This window comes from Fictibacillus marinisediminis (assembly GCF_023149135.1).
In the GTDB taxonomy this organism is placed as follows: Bacteria; Bacillota; Bacilli; order Bacillales; family Fictibacillaceae; genus Fictibacillus_C; species Fictibacillus_C marinisediminis.
The window spans coordinates 3,678,221-3,697,942 of sequence record NZ_JAIWJX010000002.1 but is presented as its reverse complement, the minus strand read 5'-3'; the positions used below and the strand labels follow the sequence as shown (position 1 = coordinate 3,697,942).

General features: G+C 41.7%; 17 protein-coding genes and 1 riboswitch. Of the genes, 13 read left to right on the top strand and 4 right to left on the bottom strand.

Going from position 1 to position 19,722, the window contains the following annotated elements:
- Positions 1-71 precede the first annotated feature (71 nt).
- Positions 72-1,136 (bottom strand): DUF5050 domain-containing protein, encoded by a 1,065-nt coding sequence (locus tag LCY76_RS19540; RefSeq protein WP_248254016.1) that lies wholly within the window; start codon positions 1,134-1,136, stop codon positions 72-74.
- A gap of 317 nt (positions 1,137-1,453) precedes the next feature.
- Here LCY76_RS19540 and LCY76_RS19535 point away from each other — a divergent pair, with 317 nt between their 5' ends.
- The 3 genes from LCY76_RS19535 to LCY76_RS19525 all read left to right on the top strand — a co-directional run bounded on the left by LCY76_RS19535 (position 1,454) and on the right by LCY76_RS19525 (position 4,188).
- The gene (locus LCY76_RS19535) at positions 1,454-2,446 is read left to right on the top strand and encodes an HD-GYP domain-containing protein (RefSeq protein WP_248254015.1); all 993 of its coding nucleotides are present in this window, start codon (positions 1,454-1,456) and stop codon (positions 2,444-2,446) included.
- A gap of 17 nt (positions 2,447-2,463) precedes the next feature.
- Positions 2,464-2,555, top strand: a riboswitch (cyclic di-GMP riboswitch).
- Positions 2,556-2,728: 173 nt separating this feature from the next.
- Entirely contained in the window at positions 2,729-2,908 is a 180-nt protein-coding gene (locus LCY76_RS19530) for a nuclear transport factor 2 family protein (RefSeq protein WP_248254014.1), read from the top strand.
- Positions 2,905-4,188, top strand: a complete 1,284-nt coding sequence (locus LCY76_RS19525) for a glycoside hydrolase family 3 N-terminal domain-containing protein (protein ID WP_248254013.1) — start codon at positions 2,905-2,907, stop codon at positions 4,186-4,188. Before LCY76_RS19530 ends, LCY76_RS19525 begins: the two co-directional genes overlap by 4 nt.
- Before the next feature lie 74 nt (positions 4,189-4,262).
- Here LCY76_RS19525 and LCY76_RS19520 read toward each other — a convergent pair whose 3' ends face one another.
- Both LCY76_RS19520 and LCY76_RS19515 read right to left on the bottom strand, forming a co-directional pair.
- Positions 4,263-5,210, bottom strand: a complete 948-nt coding sequence (locus tag LCY76_RS19520) for a hypothetical protein (RefSeq protein WP_248254012.1) — start codon at positions 5,208-5,210, stop codon at positions 4,263-4,265.
- Between the two features lie 76 nt (positions 5,211-5,286).
- Entirely contained in the window at positions 5,287-5,622 is a 336-nt protein-coding gene (locus LCY76_RS19515) for a DUF2628 domain-containing protein (RefSeq protein WP_248254011.1), read from the bottom strand.
- 432 nt (positions 5,623-6,054) lie between these two features.
- Here LCY76_RS19515 and rfbA point away from each other — a divergent pair, with 432 nt between their 5' ends.
- The 6 genes from rfbA (at position 6,055) to LCY76_RS19485 (ending at position 14,587) form a co-directional block, all read left to right on the top strand.
- Positions 6,055-6,945: a glucose-1-phosphate thymidylyltransferase RfbA gene (gene rfbA / locus LCY76_RS19510; protein ID WP_248254010.1), complete on the top strand. Its 891-nt coding sequence runs from the start codon at positions 6,055-6,057 to the stop codon at positions 6,943-6,945.
- Between the two features lie 16 nt (positions 6,946-6,961).
- A complete protein-coding gene (gene rfbB / locus LCY76_RS19505; RefSeq protein ID WP_248254009.1) occupies positions 6,962-8,014 on the top strand; it encodes a dTDP-glucose 4,6-dehydratase in 1,053 nt (350 codons plus the stop codon).
- A gap of 90 nt (positions 8,015-8,104) precedes the next feature.
- Positions 8,105-10,111 carry a CDP-glycerol glycerophosphotransferase family protein gene (locus LCY76_RS19500; protein ID WP_248254008.1) on the top strand — a complete coding sequence of 669 codons (2,007 nt, stop codon included), beginning with the start codon at positions 8,105-8,107 and terminating at the stop codon, positions 10,109-10,111.
- Positions 10,112-10,222: 111 nt separating this feature from the next.
- Positions 10,223-11,617, top strand: a complete 1,395-nt coding sequence (locus LCY76_RS19495; protein WP_248254007.1) for an ATP-grasp domain-containing protein — start codon at positions 10,223-10,225, stop codon at positions 11,615-11,617.
- A gap of 1 nt (position 11,618) precedes the next feature.
- Positions 11,619-12,737: a DegT/DnrJ/EryC1/StrS family aminotransferase gene (locus LCY76_RS19490; RefSeq protein ID WP_248254006.1), complete on the top strand. Its 1,119-nt coding sequence runs from the start codon at positions 11,619-11,621 to the stop codon at positions 12,735-12,737.
- Positions 12,738-12,739: 2 nt separating this feature from the next.
- Positions 12,740-14,587 (top strand): glycosyltransferase, encoded by a 1,848-nt coding sequence (locus tag LCY76_RS19485; protein ID WP_248254005.1) that lies wholly within the window; start codon positions 12,740-12,742, stop codon positions 14,585-14,587.
- A gap of 225 nt (positions 14,588-14,812) precedes the next feature.
- Here the strand turns inward: LCY76_RS19485 and LCY76_RS19480 are convergent, their stop codons facing one another.
- Entirely contained in the window at positions 14,813-15,817 is a 1,005-nt protein-coding gene (locus tag LCY76_RS19480) for a trypsin-like serine peptidase (protein ID WP_248254004.1), read from the bottom strand.
- Positions 15,818-15,879: 62 nt separating this feature from the next.
- On the opposite strand from LCY76_RS19480, the gene LCY76_RS19475 reads away from it, so the two are divergent.
- The 4 genes from LCY76_RS19475 (at position 15,880) to LCY76_RS19460 (ending at position 19,715) form a co-directional block, all read left to right on the top strand.
- On the top strand, positions 15,880-16,332 hold the full coding sequence (locus LCY76_RS19475; protein ID WP_248254003.1) for a hypothetical protein: 453 nt from the start codon (positions 15,880-15,882) through the stop codon (positions 16,330-16,332).
- A gap of 374 nt (positions 16,333-16,706) precedes the next feature.
- Positions 16,707-17,690: a BMP family lipoprotein gene (locus LCY76_RS19470; protein WP_248254002.1), complete on the top strand. Its 984-nt coding sequence runs from the start codon at positions 16,707-16,709 to the stop codon at positions 17,688-17,690.
- A 21-nt stretch (positions 17,691-17,711) separates the two neighbouring features.
- Complete coding sequence (locus LCY76_RS19465; RefSeq protein WP_248254001.1) at positions 17,712-19,361, top strand: methyl-accepting chemotaxis protein; 1,650 nt, start codon at positions 17,712-17,714, stop codon at positions 19,359-19,361.
- A gap of 111 nt (positions 19,362-19,472) precedes the next feature.
- Positions 19,473-19,715 carry a hypothetical protein gene (locus LCY76_RS19460; protein WP_248254000.1) on the top strand — a complete coding sequence of 81 codons (243 nt, stop codon included), beginning with the start codon at positions 19,473-19,475 and terminating at the stop codon, positions 19,713-19,715.
- Positions 19,716-19,722 lie beyond the last annotated feature (7 nt).

Sequence of the window (19,722 nt, the reverse complement as noted above, 5' to 3'; positions counted from 1 at the left end):
ACCAGTGCAGCCACTGATTCTTTTAACTATTATTTGCTCGGATTGAACATCTTAATTTTCCTTAGTATGGCTTAAAATTTCGTAAGTTTTAATTTCGAGCCCTCGCTGTAAAGCAGTTCCCCTTTTATCGCATCTGCAGAAATTAATTTAAAACCATTATCCCAATTAAACACTTTTACTTTTTTAATCAATTTGCCTTTAAAATCAAACAGCGAAATAGCGGAGTTTTCATCATCGTCATAACTGAAAGCTAAATATTTTTTTGTTTTTAGATTAACATCAATGATGCCGTCCCCTCCTGAAAGCTTTGAAGTTTTTCCAGTAGAGAATTGGTAGTACACGATTTCATTTGATTTGTCCCAATTTGCTGCAGTCACGCCATTCTTTGAAACCATATAGTTTCCTTCATCACAGCCGCTTGCATCATAGAGCTTTGCTTGCATATCTGTTTGTTTTTTAAGGCTTGATCCATCCAGATTCATTTTATAAAGAGCTTCATCTTTGATGACATAAATCTTATTTTGTTGAATCCAGAAGTCATCCACTTTCTTAATCAGTGTTTTTTTGCTTTTCCCATTTAAAGTCAGGCGAACAATTGAGAAATTCCCCATTACTTGATCTTCAACTTTTGGATAGTAAAGTGAGGAATTAGCAACTTTGATGGACTGTTCTGTGTGCGAAGAAACCTTGTCAGAAGTAACCTTTGTCACTTTCCCGCTGGCACTCTTTTTAAAGACCTCTAAAATATCACCGCCACCGCCGCCGCAGCTACCAGCATACATGGCACTCATCAGGAATTTTGTATAATAGATGTCCTTTCCGGAAGTTTGAACGTCCTGGATAGGTTTAGAAATAATATTTTCGTCTTCCTTATTTCCAGCTTTTCCATTGGTCTGAAAAAAGTTTGTGTCCGTCAGTTTAATCAAAGGGCTGGTAATGGTTTTCGGCTTAAAAATCGCCCCTTTAAGCACTAAAGAAGCTTTTCCATTTGGCGTACTTTTGTAAATTCCAGGTACCGTGGTTTTGTTCGCTTCTGCTGTGAAGTACGTTGGGTTTGCAGCAGCTTTTCCGGTATAAGGGAAAAATAAACATAGACCCAGAACAAATGTGAAAACAGTGATTAGCGACCTTTTCATAAAAAACTTCCCCTCTAAAAAATATTAGGTATTAACTTTTCGTCCCTATATCTTTATCGGTTTACCGTTTACAGTTCTTTAGATTTAACTGGATATATTATCTATTTTAATGAGTATATATACCTTGTTTCACCTCTTTCTGAGGGACTTTTGTAATGGTTAATAAATTAAGATGTATTATGAATAAACAAAAAATTCTTAAAATAATATTGATATTTTAGGGCTTTTGAACTACGATAAAAATATGTGTTTACATAAATTGGGTTAACATCTAAATCATTTCGTTCTTTAAAAAATGGAAAGGATAGAGTTAATGAATGACAATTTCAGTCGGAATGGAATTAGGCGAGCACATTTATTCCTCCAGAGGAGTTCTTCTATTAAAAAAGGGAACGGTTGTAAATGACCATCATATTCAGCTGCTTTCCCGGCACGAAATTCAAAAAGAAGAAGCAGCAATAAGAACAGAGGAAACAAGCCTAAATCCGAAAGAAGAACAAACGTTATTATTGTCGTGCTATAAAAATATTGATAAGAATAAAGCTTTAACCAACGCTGACATTAAGATGATAAGTGAAACCTACTTACAACTATATAAAGACTCTAGCCTTAACATTCTTGACATCAATGATCAGTTTCAGAATGAGGAATACTTATATAGTCATAGTTTAAGAGTAGCCTTGATCGCCAGTACCATTGGACAGATGATGGGTGTAAATAACAATGATCAGTATTTATTGCCTCTGATGGGATTGTTTCATGATGTGGGCAAGTTTCTCGTTGATCCAGCTATATTGTATAAACCAACGTTCCTTACCGATGCAGAATTTGCTGAGATGAAGAAGCATTCCCTTTATGGACAGGAACTTTTAAATGATACCCAATTACCAAAAGAGGTAGTTACGGGCGCCCTTATGCACCATGAGAGGCTGGATGGGTCGGGCTACCCTTTTGGCTTAAACTCAAAAAACATTCCAATGCTCGTAAGGATCCTTTCTGTGGCGGATACGTTTGATGCCATTTGCTCCAATAGGGTGTACAAAAGTACTCAATCCATCTTTTATGCCATTGAGGAGTTACTAAAAGAAGCGAATTCCAACCGCTTGGATATTGATATTGTGCGCCCTTTTTGTTTCGCGGTTATGGACTTGCTAAGGGGCAGAAAAATAGAACTGAGGAATGGGAAGAGCGCTAATATCAGCCATATTTTTCCGGCAAACCCGAATCAGCCCATTTTATGTGTAGAAGGCTATTCACCAATCAATTTAAAGAGTTCCGGGCTGACTTTGTTTCAGGTTGCTAAAATATGAAAACCGAAAACAGAATACACAGAAAAAGGCAAACTATTCGAAAGGGTAGGACGCAAAGCGAAGAGTCTAAGGTTTAGCAGGATTAAACTAGGATCGTCTGGCTGCCATGGATACGTGCTATGGTTCTTTTAATCATGGTCTTTTTTTATGTTATTAGACTGCGGAACATTTTCCATACATAGGGGACAAAAAAGATATAAGTAGTTCTTTGCATATTCCAAAACATTAAAGCTGCCTTCCATGACTGCTTTTTTTAAAAAGCCATTAATCAAAAAGTTGTAAGTGAACAGTACGGACGGAGATACCGCAACAGCATATGTAGAAATGACATCCTATGATAAAATGAAGAACGGACATACATTACTACAGAAATGGGGCGGGGAATGGGATCTTGTCTATGAAGATGGCAAATGGAAACTCGATCAGGCCCATCTTGAAAAGCGGGATTCCAACGTACAATGAGAAGGCGAAAAAGAAAAAGCAGAAGACTTGCCTGGAGTATTTTATTCATCTTGGTCTGCCTGGCAGGGGCTGTCTACTTATTAAAAGGGCAGGATGAACAGAAGGATCAGCCTGAAAAACAGCAGGATGAGGCGATGCCTTCCATGAAACCAATTAAAACTGACGATAAGCCAGCAGATCCACAAAGAGAAAAGCCAGAGGTTACTTTTTTTACACAAGAAAATCTTGATGAAAAAGTAAATCATCTAATTAAGAACATGACATTGAAAGAGAAAATCGGCCAGCTGATTGTGGTAGGGCTTCCTGGGCAGGAGGTAGACAGCGGAGTTACCGAGATGATCAAAGACTATCATGCCGGCGGAATCATTCTGTTCGACAGGAACATGAAGAACCAGCAGCAAGTGGGAGAATTGAACAGCCAGCTGCAAAACCTGGCTATGAAAGATCCTCTGCAGATTCCACTTATGGTGAGTATTGATCAGGAAGGCGGCCTGATTGTCCGCATGAGAGACCAGGTGGCACTTAAAGCTTCTCAGCATGATTTGGGAGTGAAAAAGAACTCGAAAGCGGTCTATCATCAAGCATCCACTACTGCCAAAGAGCTGCTGAACATGGGAGTGAATGTAAACTTTGCGCCTGTTCTGGATATTTCGGATAAGGATTCTCGATCATTCGGATCAGATCCAAAGCTTGTCAGCAGTTATGGGGCGCAGGTCATTAAAGGTCTTACGGATGGCGGTATCACAGCCACAGTCAAGCATTTTCCCGGTAATGGGAGAAGCAGCATAGACCCTCATAAGGATACGTCTTCGGTGCAAGCGGACAAGAAAGAACTTGAAAGCAGCGATATTTACCCGTTTAAATCCATGATTGACCAAATGGATAATGATAAGTTTTTTGTAATGGTGACACACATCAAGTATCCTGCCTATGATCAGGAGAATCCAGCGAGTTTGTCTTCCAAAATCAAAATAGACCTATTGCGCAAGCAGCTCGGCTTTAAAGGAATTGTTGTGACGGATGACCTGGAGATGGGAGCTGTACATAAATATTACAGCAATGAAGACCTGGGTTATAAAGCGGTGGAAACAGGGGCCGACCTGCTGCTTGTCTGCCATACGCTGCAAAGCCAGAAAGAGGTGTACAATGGTATCTTATCGGCTGTACAATCTCACAAGCTCTCAGAACAGCGGATTGATGAAGCTGTCGAGCGCATCTTGCGTTTTAAGCTGAAAAATGAAACGTTGAGGCAAAGCGGAATGCAGGAACTGAAGAATTAGAAAAAAGACTGTACTCCGAATATAACAAACAAAAAACGGACCGCTATACAAAATAGCGGTCCGTTTCTGTTTATCTATTTAATACTAATTTTCCATGGTCCATTCGCTTGAATACCTATCGCATATACAGAGTCATCCGGAATGCTTTCTACCGTGGAACCATGATAATTTCCAATCTCGTTCGCCAATAGAACGGAGTCGTTGATCTTAACAATAAAGTTCTGGCTGCCAGAATGGGAAAGGGTAAAGGTTCTGGCACCTGAATTCATGTGTACAAATCGTACATCGTCTCCATTGCCGCTGATTGTTCCTTTTTCCTCTTTCGGAATTTCCTGGCTTCCCTGGATGGTCCACGGACCGCTCGCTTTCACATTAAGCATGTACTTGCCGCCATCTGGAACGGCAACAAATCGTTTGCCTTGGTAAGATCCGATCGTATTGACCAAAAGATCCACATTGTTTCCATTCTCATCTAAAAGAGTGACAATGAAATTTTGTGAGCCAGTATATTTCGCTTGGAAGACGACAAAACCTGGTTCGAGTTTAAACTGTTTTGTGGCTGTGTCTCCACTGCCTGACATTTTCAAAGCATCCGCTTTACGTTTAGCTTCGGCAGCGGCTTTTGCTTTTGCTGCCGCTTCAGCTTTTTTCTTGGCTTCAGCTTCGGCCTTGGCCTTTTGTTTAGCTTCCGCTTTAGCTTTCGCTACTTCTTTTGCTTTTTGCTCAGCATCCGCTTTCTGCTTAGCTTCTTCCTTCGCTTGTACCTCAGCGCTCTTTGCTTTTTCTTCTTTCGTTTCTTTCTTCGAGGCAGTATCTTTTACTGCCTTGTCATTTGTACTGGAAGTTTGTGTGGTATCAGTTGCTCCACTTGTTGAAACAGCTACTATAAAAATGACCATGCATATGCCTGCGATTAAAAAGTTCTTCTTCGCTTTTCCATTCTTTTTAACGAGGCTGATTAGAGCCAGGATGACAAACACAAAAAGAGCAAGTAAACTTATAAACCCAAAAAACATCCCCATTTTTGATCTCCCTTTTTAACTTCAATTTTAATACCACAAGAAAAGCTAACCACACAAAAGTGATTAGCTGTTGCTATTACGCTCCAACTTTCTGCCCGGCTGGAGCAGAAGTAATAATTCCTCGAGCTTGCAGTTCAGACTGTGTTTGCTCATCTGATGGACGGTAGCCTTTTTCCAGCAGATCTTTTATATTGATTTTGTTATAAACGAAAGAAAAGATGATTCCTGGAATCCAAGCTCCAAACCCAAAGGTAAATACTGCAGCTAATGCTCCAGTAATGAACATGATGGCTGCCCATTTCAAATCTCCTCTGAAAAGAGCTGGAAAGAATCCGAAAAAGAAAGTTGTCCAGCTAAAACCAATTTTTACTTCTTTTACTACCCCTGCTTCATTCTTTAATCTTGCATGCATTAAAGCATCCCCCTTTTGACCTGTGTATAAAATACTAATTGATTATACCACTATATTAAAAAGTATGAAGTATTTTACATGGGAAATACTTAATTTTAGTTAATTAATTGAAATATCATAAGCATTTATACCTGTTAAGTGATCCGAAATACAAAAAAATACTATTCTATATAAATAACTAATTAGGAAAATACAATATTACCAACGATAAGAATGATTAGGTCAAACCACTTCAAATTCGCATTAAAACTAGTACAAAGTTACCATTAAAATGCTATTTCTATATAAAAGGTAGAAAATATGGTATTATTTTTCAAGGAAAAACCTCGAAATTTTAGTAAATATATCGAATGATTTAGCGATATCTGTCAATAACGTAGGGCTCGGTTCTATTCTTGTTTGAAAATTCAAATTCGTAAAGAGGTGGCAGTATTGAAAGGTATTATATTAGCCGGAGGTTCGGGCACAAGATTGTATCCGATTACAAAATCGATATCGAAGCAGCTTGTTCCAATATATGATAAACCTATGATCTACTATCCGCTGTCGGTTTTGATGCTGGCGGGGATCAAAGAGATCCTGATCATTTCCACTCCTCAGGACATACGGCAGTTCAAGGAGCTGCTTTCGGATGGAAGCAGCTTGGGTCTAACCCTTTCCTATGCAGTCCAGGAAGAACCGAGGGGGCTTGCTGAGGCATTCATCATAGGAGAAGATTTTATCGGTTCAGATAAGGTTGCGTTAGTCCTGGGAGATAACATCTTTTACGGGCAGGGGTTCTCTGAGACGCTGTCACGAGCTGTATCGGTCGATGATGGAGCGGTTGTTTTCGGCTATTATGTTATGAATCCAGAAGACTATGGTGTAGTTGAATTTGACAGCAATGGCAATGCGGTAGCATTAGAAGAAAAGCCAATTAATCCCCGGTCGAATTATGCCGTACCGGGGCTGTATTTCTATGACAATGATGTAGTGAATATTGCAAAAAAGGTTGAACCCTCCCACCGCGGTGAATTGGAGATCACTTCGATTAATGAGGAGTATCTTAAACAGGGCCGATTAAAAGTACAGGTGCTTGGCCGGGGTATGGCATGGCTGGATACAGGCACACACAGCAGCTTGCTGAAGGCGAGCAATTTTGTAGAAGCTGTACAGAACCGGCAGGGGCTCTATATCGCGTGTATTGAAGAGATCTCTTACCGAATGGGCTACATCAATGAAGCACAGCTTCTTGCCCTGGCAGAGCCTTTGAAAAAGACCGATTACGGAAAATATTTAATTCGTCTTACCGATCGAAGCAGACACTTGTCGGAAATACAGTAAGGGGTTGTGTGAACAGATGAAAACGTATTTAGTTACCGGCGGTGCCGGGTTTATTGGCGCTAACTTTATCCATTATATGCTGAACAGGTATGACAGCATTAAGATCATCAATGTAGATAAACTCACGTATGCCGGGAATTTAGAAAATGTAAAAGAGTTTGAGGGAAATCCTGACTACCATTTTGTACAGGCTGACATATGCGATAAGAGTCTGGAGGACGTTTTTAACAAGTATGATATCGATTATGTCGTAAACTTTGCGGCTGAGTCCCATGTAGACCGAAGCATTGAAGATCCCGAAATCTTTGTGAAAACGAACGTACTGGGTACTTTGAATCTATTAAATCTTGCAAAGAAGAGCTGGTCTGTCGGTGATGATCTCTATAAAGAAGGAAGGAAGTTTCTTCATGTTTCCACCGATGAGGTGTACGGTTCTTTAGGGGATACCGGATTCTTTGAAGAGAGTACACCGATCGACCCGCATAGCCCGTATTCATCCAGCAAGGCATCTTCTGATCTGATGGTCAAAGCTTATTTCGATACGTACAAATTGCCTGTCAATATCACAAGGTGTTCCAATAACTACGGGCCGTATCAATTCCCGGAGAAACTTATACCGCTAATCATCAATAACTGCCTTAAAGGAAAGGACCTTCCTCTGTATGGCGATGGACTGAACATCAGGGATTGGCTTTATGTAGAGGATCATTGCAAAGCGATTGATATGGTGATTAACAAAGGAAATCCGGGTGAGGTGTACAATGTCGGGGGACACAATGAACGCACCAACATTGACATCATGAAGACCATTATTCACTATCTTCAAACCCATGTGGATGCGAATATCTCGGAAAAGCTGATCACGTATGTGACCGACCGCAAAGGGCACGATCGCAGGTACGGCATCAATCCTGAAAAAATCAAAAGGGAACTTGGCTGGGTACCGGATACGAACTTTGAGGACGGTATTGTTAAAACCATTGAATGGTACTTAACAAGTCAAGACTGGATCAAGAACATAGAGGACGGCAGCTATCAGCAGCAAACCTATGTAAACGTGCAGGAATAAAAAGGTGAAGGGGGTATTCTGTCTTACAGGGTAGCTCCTTCTAACGTATCGCCATCTTAACTCTGAAACGGTATAGGGGAGGAAGAATGATTGAAAGTCTTTGTGAAAAAGGCCATTAAAAAGTTAATGCTTGGCCATCGAATCAGGCATATTGAAATAGAAGACAACAGCAAGCTGAATGTTACGTTTGATCAGTTAAGCCAGCTCTCGGGAAAAAAATATTTGGTGTTAAAGGATAAAGCAACGGGCAGAAGGCTTCAGAGCAGAATCGAGCAGAACAGGACATCCATCGATCTGACAGAGCTGCATGAAATGTCCGACACCGGCAAGATTGATTTTTACCTCAAGAGCTATCTGTTCAACCGTACGCTGCAGACAAGGATTGCGCACAACCATGACGTTCCATTGTTTGAACATATCGATGAAGAACGAAAGAAGAAGTTCCGTTTTTACAAGACGATCAGAAATAATGTTTCATTGATGACGGAAAGAACGTCGTTCCGATGCACACTCCTTGAAATCAAGCCGATGGGAAGCAATTTTTATCTTTCAGGGGAAGTTGAACCTTTGGAAGATATGAAGCCAGCTTCGGTTGAAATGGTGCTGGTAAGAAGGGATACACGGCAAGGCTTCGGATATAAGTTTGAACTCAAAAAACCAGGCAGTGACAACTTGTACACATTCAATGGCATGGTGTTTATTGAAAAGCTGAGAAGCGCCCTTGCGATGAACTCGCGATGGGATGTCTTTTTCCAGCTGAGAGATGATAAAAATAACCTGATCCACCGTGAAATCATGAACACGCAGGGCTTCAGAAGCTACGAGCGGGAAGAGTACAGGTACCTTGAAACGGCACAGCTGAATGATCAGCATGTGGCGGTCCTTTACGCTACGATGGGGAAAAACAGCCTGGCCCTCTGGTATACCGACAAGAGCCAGTTTGCGAGAACCTATCAGATCGCCAAAGGAAAGAGCATTTTTAATGAAGTCAGCGAAAGAGAAAAACTCAACAGCAGGATGGTGTTCTTTGAGAGCTTCCTAGGGAAAAACTATTCCGGAAATCCAAAATATATTTATGAAGAGATGATTCAAAACAATAGATTTAAAGACTTTATCTTCGTCTGGTCCTATTCAGGTTCAAATCCAGAATGCATACCGGGTAATCCGATTATCGTGAACCGGGAGTCTGAGGATTATTATAAGTATTTGGCGCGCGCGAAATACTGGGTCAGCAACATCATCCTGCCGATCCACCGGAAGCGCGAAGGCAACGTTTATTTGCAGACGTGGCACGGTACACCGCTGAAGAAATTGGGCTTTGACATTGAGATCGAAGGACCGGAAACACTCGCTCGTGAAAACTTCTATATCGAGTCTCGAAACTGGGATTATCTCGTTGCAGCCAACAAGTATTCCAGCGATATTTTTAAACGGGCGTTTAAGTTCGATAAGAAAGTACTGGAGGCAGGGTATCCGGCAAACGATATTTTTTATCAGGAGGAAACTCCATCCAAAGCACAGTCGCTTAAAACCAAACTCAATATTCCAGCTTCTAAAAAGGTCATTCTCTATGCGCCAACATGGCGGGACAATGAGATGGCCAATTCATGGAACCATACGTTTACGCTGCCGTTTAACCTCGATGATTTGTATAACAAGCTCGGTGATGAGTATGTTTTGGTCTTGCGCATGCATCATCTTGTATCAGATATGCTGGAGATTGACGCGAAGTATAAGAATTTTGTTTATGATCTCTCCAAATATGATGATATCCAGGAACTGTATACATTGTCAGATCTGCTGATTACGGACTATTCTTCCGTGTTCTTTGATTATGCCAATTCAAAGAAACCGATCCTGTTCTTTGCGTATGACTATGAAATGTACAAAGACAATATCCGAGGATTCTATCTGGATATGGCTAAGGATCTGCCGGGGCCGGTCATCCGTACGGGGCCGGAGCTCATTCAGGCGATTCAAAACATTAATTCCTTGAAAAGGCAATATGGACAGAAATATGAGGATTTCTATAACGAATACTGTTCCCTTGAAGACGGGAATGCGGCTAAAACAATTGCAGAACTCGTTTTCAAGTAAGTGAACGGGAACATTTTTCCAGAATCTTCCTTGACAAGTTGATTGGAGTGCAAGGTGCGAGACTCCTGCGGGAGTAGCGTGACAGATGAGACACGAAGGCGTTTACGCCGAGTGGCTCAGCGCACGCCCCGCGGAAAGCGAGCAGCCTGGAACGGAAATCAACCACTTTCAAGAGCAGCAAAGGTTAAGAAAACGGACGTAAAAGAGGTGTCGGCGGTTTTGAAAAAGAATGTCTTAGTTTTCCCTTGTGGATCAGAAATCGGTCTAGAGATCAACAATGCCCTGAAGTTTGTAAAGGGGTATAAGCTATTCGGAGGTTCGAGCGTTTCTGATCACGGGAAATATGTTTATCAGAATTATATTGATGGAATTCCAAACATTGATGCACCAGATTTCATCGATCACATCAATGAAGTAGTGAAGAAATTTAATATCGATTATATCTTTCCTGCCCATGACAGTGCGGTCCTGAAGCTCGCTCAGCATCAGGATGTACTGGGGGCGGAAGTGATTACCTCTCCAAAAGAAACATGTGAAATCTGTCGTTCGAAAAAGAAAACATACGAGTATTTTGCAGATTCTGCGTTTGTCCCTGGAATGTATAGTTCGGTCGGCGACATTCCAGAATACCCGGTCTTTTTGAAGCCGGATGTTGGACAAGGCTCAAAAGGCGTTGCGCTTGCTAAAAACCGCAGCGAACTGGAGTACCATATAGAGAAAAACACAGATCTGCTTACGCTTGAGTATCTGCCGGGCAAGGAGTATACGATTGACTGCTTCTCCGATTTTAACCGTGAACTCCGGTTCGTCGGAATGCGCGAAAGAAAGAGGATCAAAAGCGGGATCAGTGTGAACTCGGCTTCACTGGAACCGACTGCTGTCATCCGGAAGATGGCAGAAGAGATCAACAAGAAGCTGAACTTCCGCGGTGTATGGTTCTTTCAGGTGAAAGAAGACAAAAACGGAGAATTTAAACTTTTGGAAATCTCGCCAAGAATCGCCGGCACGATGAGTTTATACCGAAACAAAGGAATCAACTTTCCATTGTTAAGCCTGTTCGACCGTCAGGAGTACAAGCTGGATGTGATTGAGAACAATTTTAAAATTGAAGTCGACCGTGCCCTGATCAACCGTTTCACACTGGATTTTGAGTATAAACGGGTATTTATTGATTTTGATGATGCCATCACGAAGGATGAGAAAATTAATCCGATGGTCATGATGTACATCTACCAGTGCATTAACAAGGACATTGAACTCGTCCTCATCACCAAGCATGCAAGGGACATTAGGGAAACCCTGACTCATTTAAAAGTAGATCACAGCATATTCAGTGAAATCGTCCATATTACAAAAGAGGATGACAAACATAAATACATCAAGAATGATAAGCCATCTATTTTTATTGATGACTCGTACAGCGAGCGGAAGATGATGAAAGAGATGACGGGTATGCCTGTTTTCGACCTGGATGCCATTGAATGTCTCATCGATTGGAGAAATTAAGATGCTTACTGAATTGAAAATTGACCGACCCATTCATGTTACGAAGCCAAAGCTTCCAGACTTCGAGCTCTACAAGGAATATATAGAAGGAATCTGGGAGAACCAGTGGCTGACCAATGACGGACCGCTTCATGAACAATTTAAAGAAAATCTTAAAGACTACTTGAATGTTTCCAACTTGGAACTGTTTACGAATGGCCATCTTGCGCTGGAAACAGCAATCAAGGCCCTGGATTTAAAAGGGGAAGTCATAACGACTCCGTTTACTTTTGCATCGACGACGCATGCCATCGTAAATAGCGGATTGACGCCTGTTTTTTGTGATATCGAGATGGACAGCTTCACGATCGATACGGATCAGCTCGAAAAGCATATCACAAGCCAGACGTGTGCCATTCTGGCTGTCCATGTCTTTGGGCTTCCGTGCAACCTGGAAAAGATCGAAGAATTGGCCAAAAAGCATAACCTGGCGGTGATCTATGATGCTGCGCATACGTTTGGTGTAGAAATAAACGGCAGAAGCATCGCCGACTTTGGAGATGTTTCGATGTTCAGTTTTCATTCAACCAAAGTGTTTCATTCGATCGAAGGAGGCTTGCTCTCGTTCCAGGATGAAGGATTGAAGCAGAAGCTGAAGGCCCTGAAAAATTTCGGGATCACCTCCCAAGACTCTGTCGACTATGTTGGTACCAATGCCAAAATGAATGAGTTCCAGGCGGCCATGGGCTTGAGCAATCTGCAGACGATTGATGAAGATATCAGTAAAAGAAAGCTCGTTCACGAGACGTATATCGAACATTTGAATTCGGTTGAAGCGATCAGGCATCTGCCGAATTCCATGGAGAATGTGAAGCATAATTATTCGTACTTTCCTATTCTGCTGCACGATCAGGAGACAAGAGATCAGCTGCATGAGTCGTTAAAGAACTACAACGTATTTACGAGGAAGTATTTTTACCCGTTGTGTACAGATTTCAGCTGTTATGCGGAGTATCAGGAAGACATGCCCAAGGCCACTTTCGTCAGCGAACGTATTTTATGTTTGCCGATGTACACGGAACTGGAAACGGAGATTGTACAGCAAATTTGCAGCATAATCAGATTCGAGTTAGGTGAATAAACATGAATAATTACAAATTGAGTGTCGTCGTACTGGTCTATAATACGGAAGAATTTCTAAGAGATTGCCTGGAATCCCTGGTCAATCAAACGCTAAAAGGAATCGAGATCATTTTAGTCAATGACAGCAGCCCGGACAACAGCCACCTGATCCTTGAAGAATACCGGGAAAAGTACGATAACATTACGGTCATTCACCAAGAGAACAGCGGCGGTGCAGTTGCGGGCAACAACGGATTGAAACGAGCGTCCGGTGAGTATGTTACGGTCATGGATTCTGATGATATCGTTCCATTGGATGCGTATGAAAAACTATATAAAAAAGCGAAAGAAACAGATTCCGATATCGTGATCGGGAAACCAAATATATTGGTTAACGGAATTCAAAAGGAGATCATCTATAAAAGGGAACGGGATGTTTGGAAGAGCAGCCGGGAAGTGAACCATTTGCTTGAGTTTCCCGATATCTTTTACGATGGTTTCTATTGGAACAAGATCTATAAGCGCGACTTCATGATTGATAATGAATGCTTTATGCCTCCGGGGATGCTTTATGCCGACCGGCCGATGGTTCATAAAGCCTTCACAAAGGCGAAGAAGATCAATATTATTACAGACACGGTGTATTTGTGGAGAAAACGTGAGGAAGAGACAGATAACAAATCCATTACCCAGATGAAGAATGATATTAAAAATTTTCTGGACCGCATGAGCTCTCTTCACCATCAATTGAATTACTTCGACAGCCTGCAGGATGAAGAACTAAGAACCGCTTTTCTGAAAAGAAACATCGACAGGTTATTCTTTCCGATCAAAGGGATCGCAGAAGATGAGGAATTCAGAGAAGTATATCTGCGTGAAGTAAAAGCCGTGTTAAGCAGCATAAAAGATGTTTATGACAACGACTTGGGTGTCCTGAGAAATCTTTATATCTACATGATCTTAAACGACCTGACAGAGGAATTGCTGTTTTATCTCTCTGAGGAACCAAATGGCCCTATCGTTGAGGAAAACGATCACTATTTTTGGGCACTGCCTTTTTTTCGGGATGGCTCAGAACGGATTCCCGATGAGTTTTATCGTATTAAGGTGCTGCTGGCGAATTTTATCAAGATCAAAAGCATTCAGTATTCGGATCATCACTTAACCGTAAGCGGGTTAAGAATTCCGAACGTCTTTGACGTTGAAACAGCAACTGTTATACTCAGATCAAGAACAGACGTCACGGATCGTATTGTGATGCCGCTGGAGGAAAACGGCGATGGAAGCTTTTCTGCTGCTGGAGAAGTGGACCGGCGAAACGAATCAAGTATCTTTGATGTCTATGTTGAGTTTATTGATATCAATGGGACCGAGAGTATGTTCCGTGTTTCCAGCAAGATGGTGGAGAGCACGATTGAAGACCAGAAAGCCAATAACAGGATTTATTTCACGGGCAAGGGGAACTTATCACTGCTGATTTCTAATCTTCGAATCTCTCAAGTCACTTGTGATGATCAAAGGATCCTCCTTGATGCGAAAGGGTGGAATACCAATATCGGTTTCTTTATGAGGGACAGGCGATCAAAGGAAAAGATCTTTTTTCAGAAGCTCGATGATTCACAGTTCCAGCTTCCATGGAAGTATTTTCTTGAGAAGCATGGCTCATATGATCTGTACTACCGGCTGGTCAATGATAATGTAAGAATCAGTGCCGCCCAGTTTGACCGTTTTGAACCTCAGCTTATCCGAATCGCTGACCGATACATTGATCTGTATAAAACGGGTAATAACAACGTATCCCTTATGTCGTTTACAATGATCAACCGGATTACAGGGAAATTGAAAAAGCTAATAAAAAGGAAGAAGTAATGCATAAATGAAGCATACCAACTAATGGTGAACTGTATGCTTAAAAATAGAAAGTTTAATTGAAACATGACCTCGGTATTGTTCCGGGGTCATTCTTTCGATCACGTGCTGAATTGCAGTATTTCTTGTAACCGAATAGAAGCACGTTTTCGATTGTTTGGAATAGCGGAAGAGCTGACTCATAAAAAGCGAGGCAGCTCTTTTTTACTTTTTCCTGGGTTATTTCTAGTACGGAAGGGATTTCCATTCATTTATTGTATTAACATGAGTTGAACCGAACTTGGCACTCCAATTGTACGTACTATTAACCGATATAATTGAGCTCGATTTTAAAATTGGCCCACCACTCATTCCACTTGTCACATACGAAGAATGAATGATTGCATTGTATTGAACATCAGTTATGGATCCAGCACTTTTATATAAGTAATAATATCCGGAACCCTCCCCTTTATCAGTGGGGTACCCATATGAAATGATAGAGTCTCCAATCCCGGAAGTCGAACTTATAGGCAGATGATAGGAATGGCTGGAGTCAATTTTTATGACTGCGTAATCATATTGTACATCTCTTAAATAGATTTCACCTTCGCTAGGAGCAGTCGAGTTTATCCATCCGATCGGAGCATAAGCTTTGGTGGATGACCATCCGCCATAAGGGAGGGCTGTACCATTATCGCCTGGATAGACAGACCAATAGGAATGGAATTTATGAGTATATGAATCAAATACACAGTGAGCTGCAGTAAGTACGGTGGTTCTGTTTAAAAAGGTTCCAGAACATACATACCAATCGCCGCTTGCATCTTTAAAATTAATTTGTACCATAGCGTTGTAAGGACTTGTAGCCGTGTTCGTCACTTTCACTCTATGATCTTCAGCAAGTGCAGTAACATCAGAACTGGTAAAAGATATCCCGCTATTAAGAACTGGGCTATCCTTTCCTTGTAGAATGTCTCCTTGTGAACTAACAGAAGCAAATTTATTTTTCATATTTTTTATTTTTTTTCGTTCACTTGCACTGAATTCTTTTATGGGCTTCAGTTTAGCGTTTTTAAGTTTTTCATTTAATCGCGAAACTTTGTCTTTTTCCAGTTTTAGCATATCGATGTTAGCATAGAGCTGACTTGGGCTTCTTAATTTTTTTTGTTGTAAAGGGGATGTTTTAAGGGGAGTTAACAGAGGAGCAACAATGAATAAACATAACAAAAAAAAGCTAAGTTTCTTCATATTTCACATCACCTCCTAATACTTTAATGTAACCATCTAAAAATAGGAAAAAAGGAGGAGTTATGCTGAAATACCTTATACGTATCTTGCTTGTCATTTTGTTAGCAAGTTGTTCTTCAACAGGAGGAAAGGACCATTTGAGGTCAAAGGAGATCACCTTGCAAATTGTTAATACACAGGAGAAAAATCAGCATTTCTTACTTACGGTTATAACGGATGGAAAAGAAACAGATCAGGCCGCCGCCGTATTACCAAAAAGTTTTATCATCATTACAAATGAAAATAAAGAAGCAAAAGTTAAGTTGAATTTGACGACTAAATACACCATTAAAGTAGCGAAGACCACTGTAAAAAACATTGATGAACTCCAAAACAAGAAAAAAAGTGGACAAAAAGTGGCAGGTCCCCTTTTAGCAAATGTTAAATTTACACCTACCAAACATTCAGACACATTGAAAATAAAAATAAATAACGATATTCATAAAAAAGTACCCGAATTGCCAAATAGCGAATGATCGCTCAGAGCGCAGACAGCAGGCTTAAACGGCGAGGGACATATTTTTCCCATTTAGTACATCTCTCTCCTACTCTATTAAATGCACATAGCAGAGAAGTGGATACGGACAAGTTGATTACTATTGAAAAAAAGGCCCTTAACTGGTAAACGCAAAAATAGCATCCTGCGAGATGCTATTTTTTATAGGGAATAAACTCGAATTTAATGTAAGCACCCCGATCCGAATTAATAAAAGCATATTTGGCTTGTGCCTGGTTGCTTTTTTATTTTATTATTGCAAGAAAATTTCAACATTTATTCTTCTTGTTAACATTCGACAATTTTTGCCGTTAATACTAGAGTAGTAAATTTTAGTGAGTAAGGATGAATAACATGAAACGATATACAGTGATATTTGCAATAATTGCCGCGTTGCTCATTAACAGCGGCTGTTCGATGGAAAAAGCCCAGTCCGCTGCGGCTAAAAAGAGAGTGAAGATCGGCATCATGCTGTCGGATGCGGGACTCGGGGACCAGTCGTTTTCTGATGCAGGGTTTGCCGGTCTGGAAAAAGCACGTGACGAGCAGGACATCGTCTTCAACTATCGCGAGCTTGCGACAAGTAAGACCTATGAAGCCGGGATTGAGTCTCTTGTGAAGGAAGGGAACGACCTGGTGATCGGGCTTGGATTCTCCATGCAGAAGGACATGGAAAAGGTCGCTCAAAAGTATCCGAAGCAGAAATTCTTATTGATTGATTCTCAATCCAAGCTTTCGAATGTCTATTCTATTACCTTCAAGGAAGAAGAAGGATCCTATCTCGTTGGGGCGATTGCCGGAATGAAAACCAAAAGCAATGTAGCCGGCTTTATCGGTGGTATGGATGTTCCGCTGATCCGCAAGTTTGAAAAGGGATATATCCAAGGAATGAAGGCTGTTAATCCAAAAGCAAAAGTCATTTCAGAATTCGCAGGAACGTTTGATGATGATAAACTTGGCGAAAAAATGGCTAAAAGGATGATCGTTAAGAAAGCGGACTATATCTACCCGCCGGCAGGGTTTACCGGTGTCGGTGCACTGCTGGAAGCGCAAAAAGCAGGAGTTCATGCCTTAGGTGTGGATACGGACCAGTACTACCTCGCAGAAAAAGCGATTGCCACATCGATGATGAAAAAAGTGGATGTTGCGATCTATCAAGCAGCAAAACAGATGGCCAAGACAGGTCAGCTAAAAGAAAAAGACAGCGTTCTCGGCATCAAAGAGGGCGGCATCGACATCGCTCCGATCCGTTTGATCGAGCTGAACGCCAAGCAGCAAGCCAAACTGAATGAGTTAAGGGAAGGCATCTCACAGGGAAAGATTCACATCGAGCTGTAGAGGCCAGAAGGAGTTTACACCATGAAACTGAAAACTAAAATATTAATGATATCGATTGTGCCGCTGCTGCTGTCTGTGATCATCATCGGCTATAACATTTTCGGTATGACCAAATTGAACTCTTCCACTGAAAAGATTGTAAAGGTTTTAGTAGAGGTGGAAGAGCTGAACAGCTCCGCCAAGAGTCTTGAAAAATCATTAAGTGCCTACTCACTGAACATTTCAGCGAGCAACACGAATGATGTGACCAATGATTTTCAGATACTGGCTTCTGATTACAATAAGCTGAAAAAAGGGCTGACAGATAAAAAACAAGCGCAGCTGATCGAACGGATCGGCAGTAAATTCGATGAGCTTAAAAGCGAGTCGGATACCGCTGTTAAAGAAGGTGACCAGGCAGAGATCAAACGGCAGTCCCTCAGGACAAAAGGATTAATCAATGATGTGTACCAGCTGAAGCAGCAGATCAATGGTCAGTACGAATGGATGCAGGCGGATCTGAAGGAAAAGATTAAGGGCATGATTACATTTTCTATGGTTGCTCTTATCATTTTGGTTCTCGGAAGCCTTGTCCTATCCATCATCATGACCCGCAGGATTGTTGATCCGCTGAAAAGGATTACCGAAAATGCTGGGGAAGTGGCTAACGGAAATCTGGCTGTACCAGCTGTTACGGTACGAACGAAAGATGAAGTGTACGAATTAAATCAGTCGTTCGGTCAAATGATTGATAACTTAAGAGCCGTTATCACCCAGGTCGGAAACGGATCCGGACAGGTTGCTGCATCGGCAGAACAGCTGATGGCGAGTGCGGATGAAACGATGAAAGGAAGCGAATTGATTACCGCCTCCATTCAGCAGGTGTCTGAAGGGGCAGAAAATCAGACAAAAATGTCGGATGAATCCGTCCGATCGGTTGAACAGAGTAAAAATGCTGTTGAGCAGATCTCCGAAAACGCTGCCTTGGTGCTTGAACTGGCGGAGAATGCGAGCGAACAGACACAGCAGGGCTCGGCGCTTGTGCACGATACACTTCAGCAGATGGATTCCATTCATCACTCGGTGGCAGGAACCGACCAGGCATTGAATGACTTAAGCCAGCGTTCCGTGGAGATCGGTTCGATCCTGAACATTATCAATGATATCGCTGAACAGACGAATCTTCTTGCGCTGAATGCAGCGATTGAAGCAGCACGCGCGGGAGATGCGGGTAAAGGGTTTGCCGTCGTGGCCAATGAGGTCCGCAAGCTTGCTGACCAGACACGAAAATCTGTACTTGATATATCAGCTATGACGAAACACATTCAGGAAGAAACAAAGAATACGGTCACATCCATCAATGATGTGAAGGAAAAAGTAGATTCAGGATTAGAAATCGCTCAAAAGACTAATGAATCGTTTACCACCATTTTAAATGCGATCGTTCAAGTAACACAGCAGATCAAGGAAATCTCCGCTACCTCTCAGAAGATCAATGAGGAAGTAAGCCAGGTTTCCGGCCATGTGGCTGAGATGTCGAACGTAGCGGGCACAACGTCCGCAAGCGCCATGGAAGTGGTCGCGGCTTCAGAAGAACAGCTCGCATCCATGGAAGAAGTAAACGCAGCAGCCACATCTCTTACCAATCTTGCTGAAGAACTGCAGGATGTTGTTTCGAAATTTAAATTGTAGAAAAATAAAGAAGCTGCTAGAAAGTCATAGACTGACCTTCTAGCAGCTTCTTTTGTTTAGAAATCTTCGATGACAAGTTGATTGTAGTGGAAGATGCGAGACTCCTCGAAAATGAACGTCACATTTTCTTCGTGCGATATAACGCTGACGAAGCCTTCCTTGTCCTGCGGGACGAGTGTGACAGGTGAAACCCGCAGGCGCAAGCGCCGAGGGGTTCAGCGCACGCCCCGCGAAAAGCGAGCAGCCTGGAACGGAAATCATCTGCTTCCAGATATCCGATCTAACAGCTTATTAGACAGCATCATTTTTTCTGTAAAAATTAGAGAGTTCTTCAAAAAAGTAAAAATCTACTAATCGTATA

Coding starts and splice junctions, on each gene's coding strand:
- LCY76_RS19470 (WP_248254002.1), top strand. CDS start 16,707: ATGAAACGATATACAGTGATATTTGCAATAATTGCCGCGTTGCTCATT.
- LCY76_RS19540 (WP_248254016.1), bottom strand. CDS start 1,136: ATGAAAAGGTCGCTAATCACTGTTTTCACATTTGTTCTGGGTCTATGT.
- LCY76_RS19515 (WP_248254011.1), bottom strand. CDS start 5,622: ATGCATGCAAGATTAAAGAATGAAGCAGGGGTAGTAAAAGAAGTAAAA.
- LCY76_RS19520 (WP_248254012.1), bottom strand. CDS start 5,210: ATGGGGATGTTTTTTGGGTTTATAAGTTTACTTGCTCTTTTTGTGTTT.
- LCY76_RS19525 (WP_248254013.1), top strand. CDS start 2,905: ATGAGAAGGCGAAAAAGAAAAAGCAGAAGACTTGCCTGGAGTATTTTA.
- LCY76_RS19480 (WP_248254004.1), bottom strand. CDS start 15,817: ATGAAGAAACTTAGCTTTTTTTTGTTATGTTTATTCATTGTTGCTCCT.
- rfbB (WP_248254009.1), top strand. CDS start 6,962: ATGAAAACGTATTTAGTTACCGGCGGTGCCGGGTTTATTGGCGCTAAC.
- LCY76_RS19535 (WP_248254015.1), top strand. CDS start 1,454: ATGACAATTTCAGTCGGAATGGAATTAGGCGAGCACATTTATTCCTCC.
- LCY76_RS19465 (WP_248254001.1), top strand. CDS start 17,712: ATGAAACTGAAAACTAAAATATTAATGATATCGATTGTGCCGCTGCTG.
- LCY76_RS19460 (WP_248254000.1), top strand. CDS start 19,473: ATGAACGTCACATTTTCTTCGTGCGATATAACGCTGACGAAGCCTTCC.
- LCY76_RS19475 (WP_248254003.1), top strand. CDS start 15,880: ATGCTGAAATACCTTATACGTATCTTGCTTGTCATTTTGTTAGCAAGT.
- LCY76_RS19485 (WP_248254005.1), top strand. CDS start 12,740: ATGAATAATTACAAATTGAGTGTCGTCGTACTGGTCTATAATACGGAA.
- LCY76_RS19490 (WP_248254006.1), top strand. CDS start 11,619: ATGCTTACTGAATTGAAAATTGACCGACCCATTCATGTTACGAAGCCA.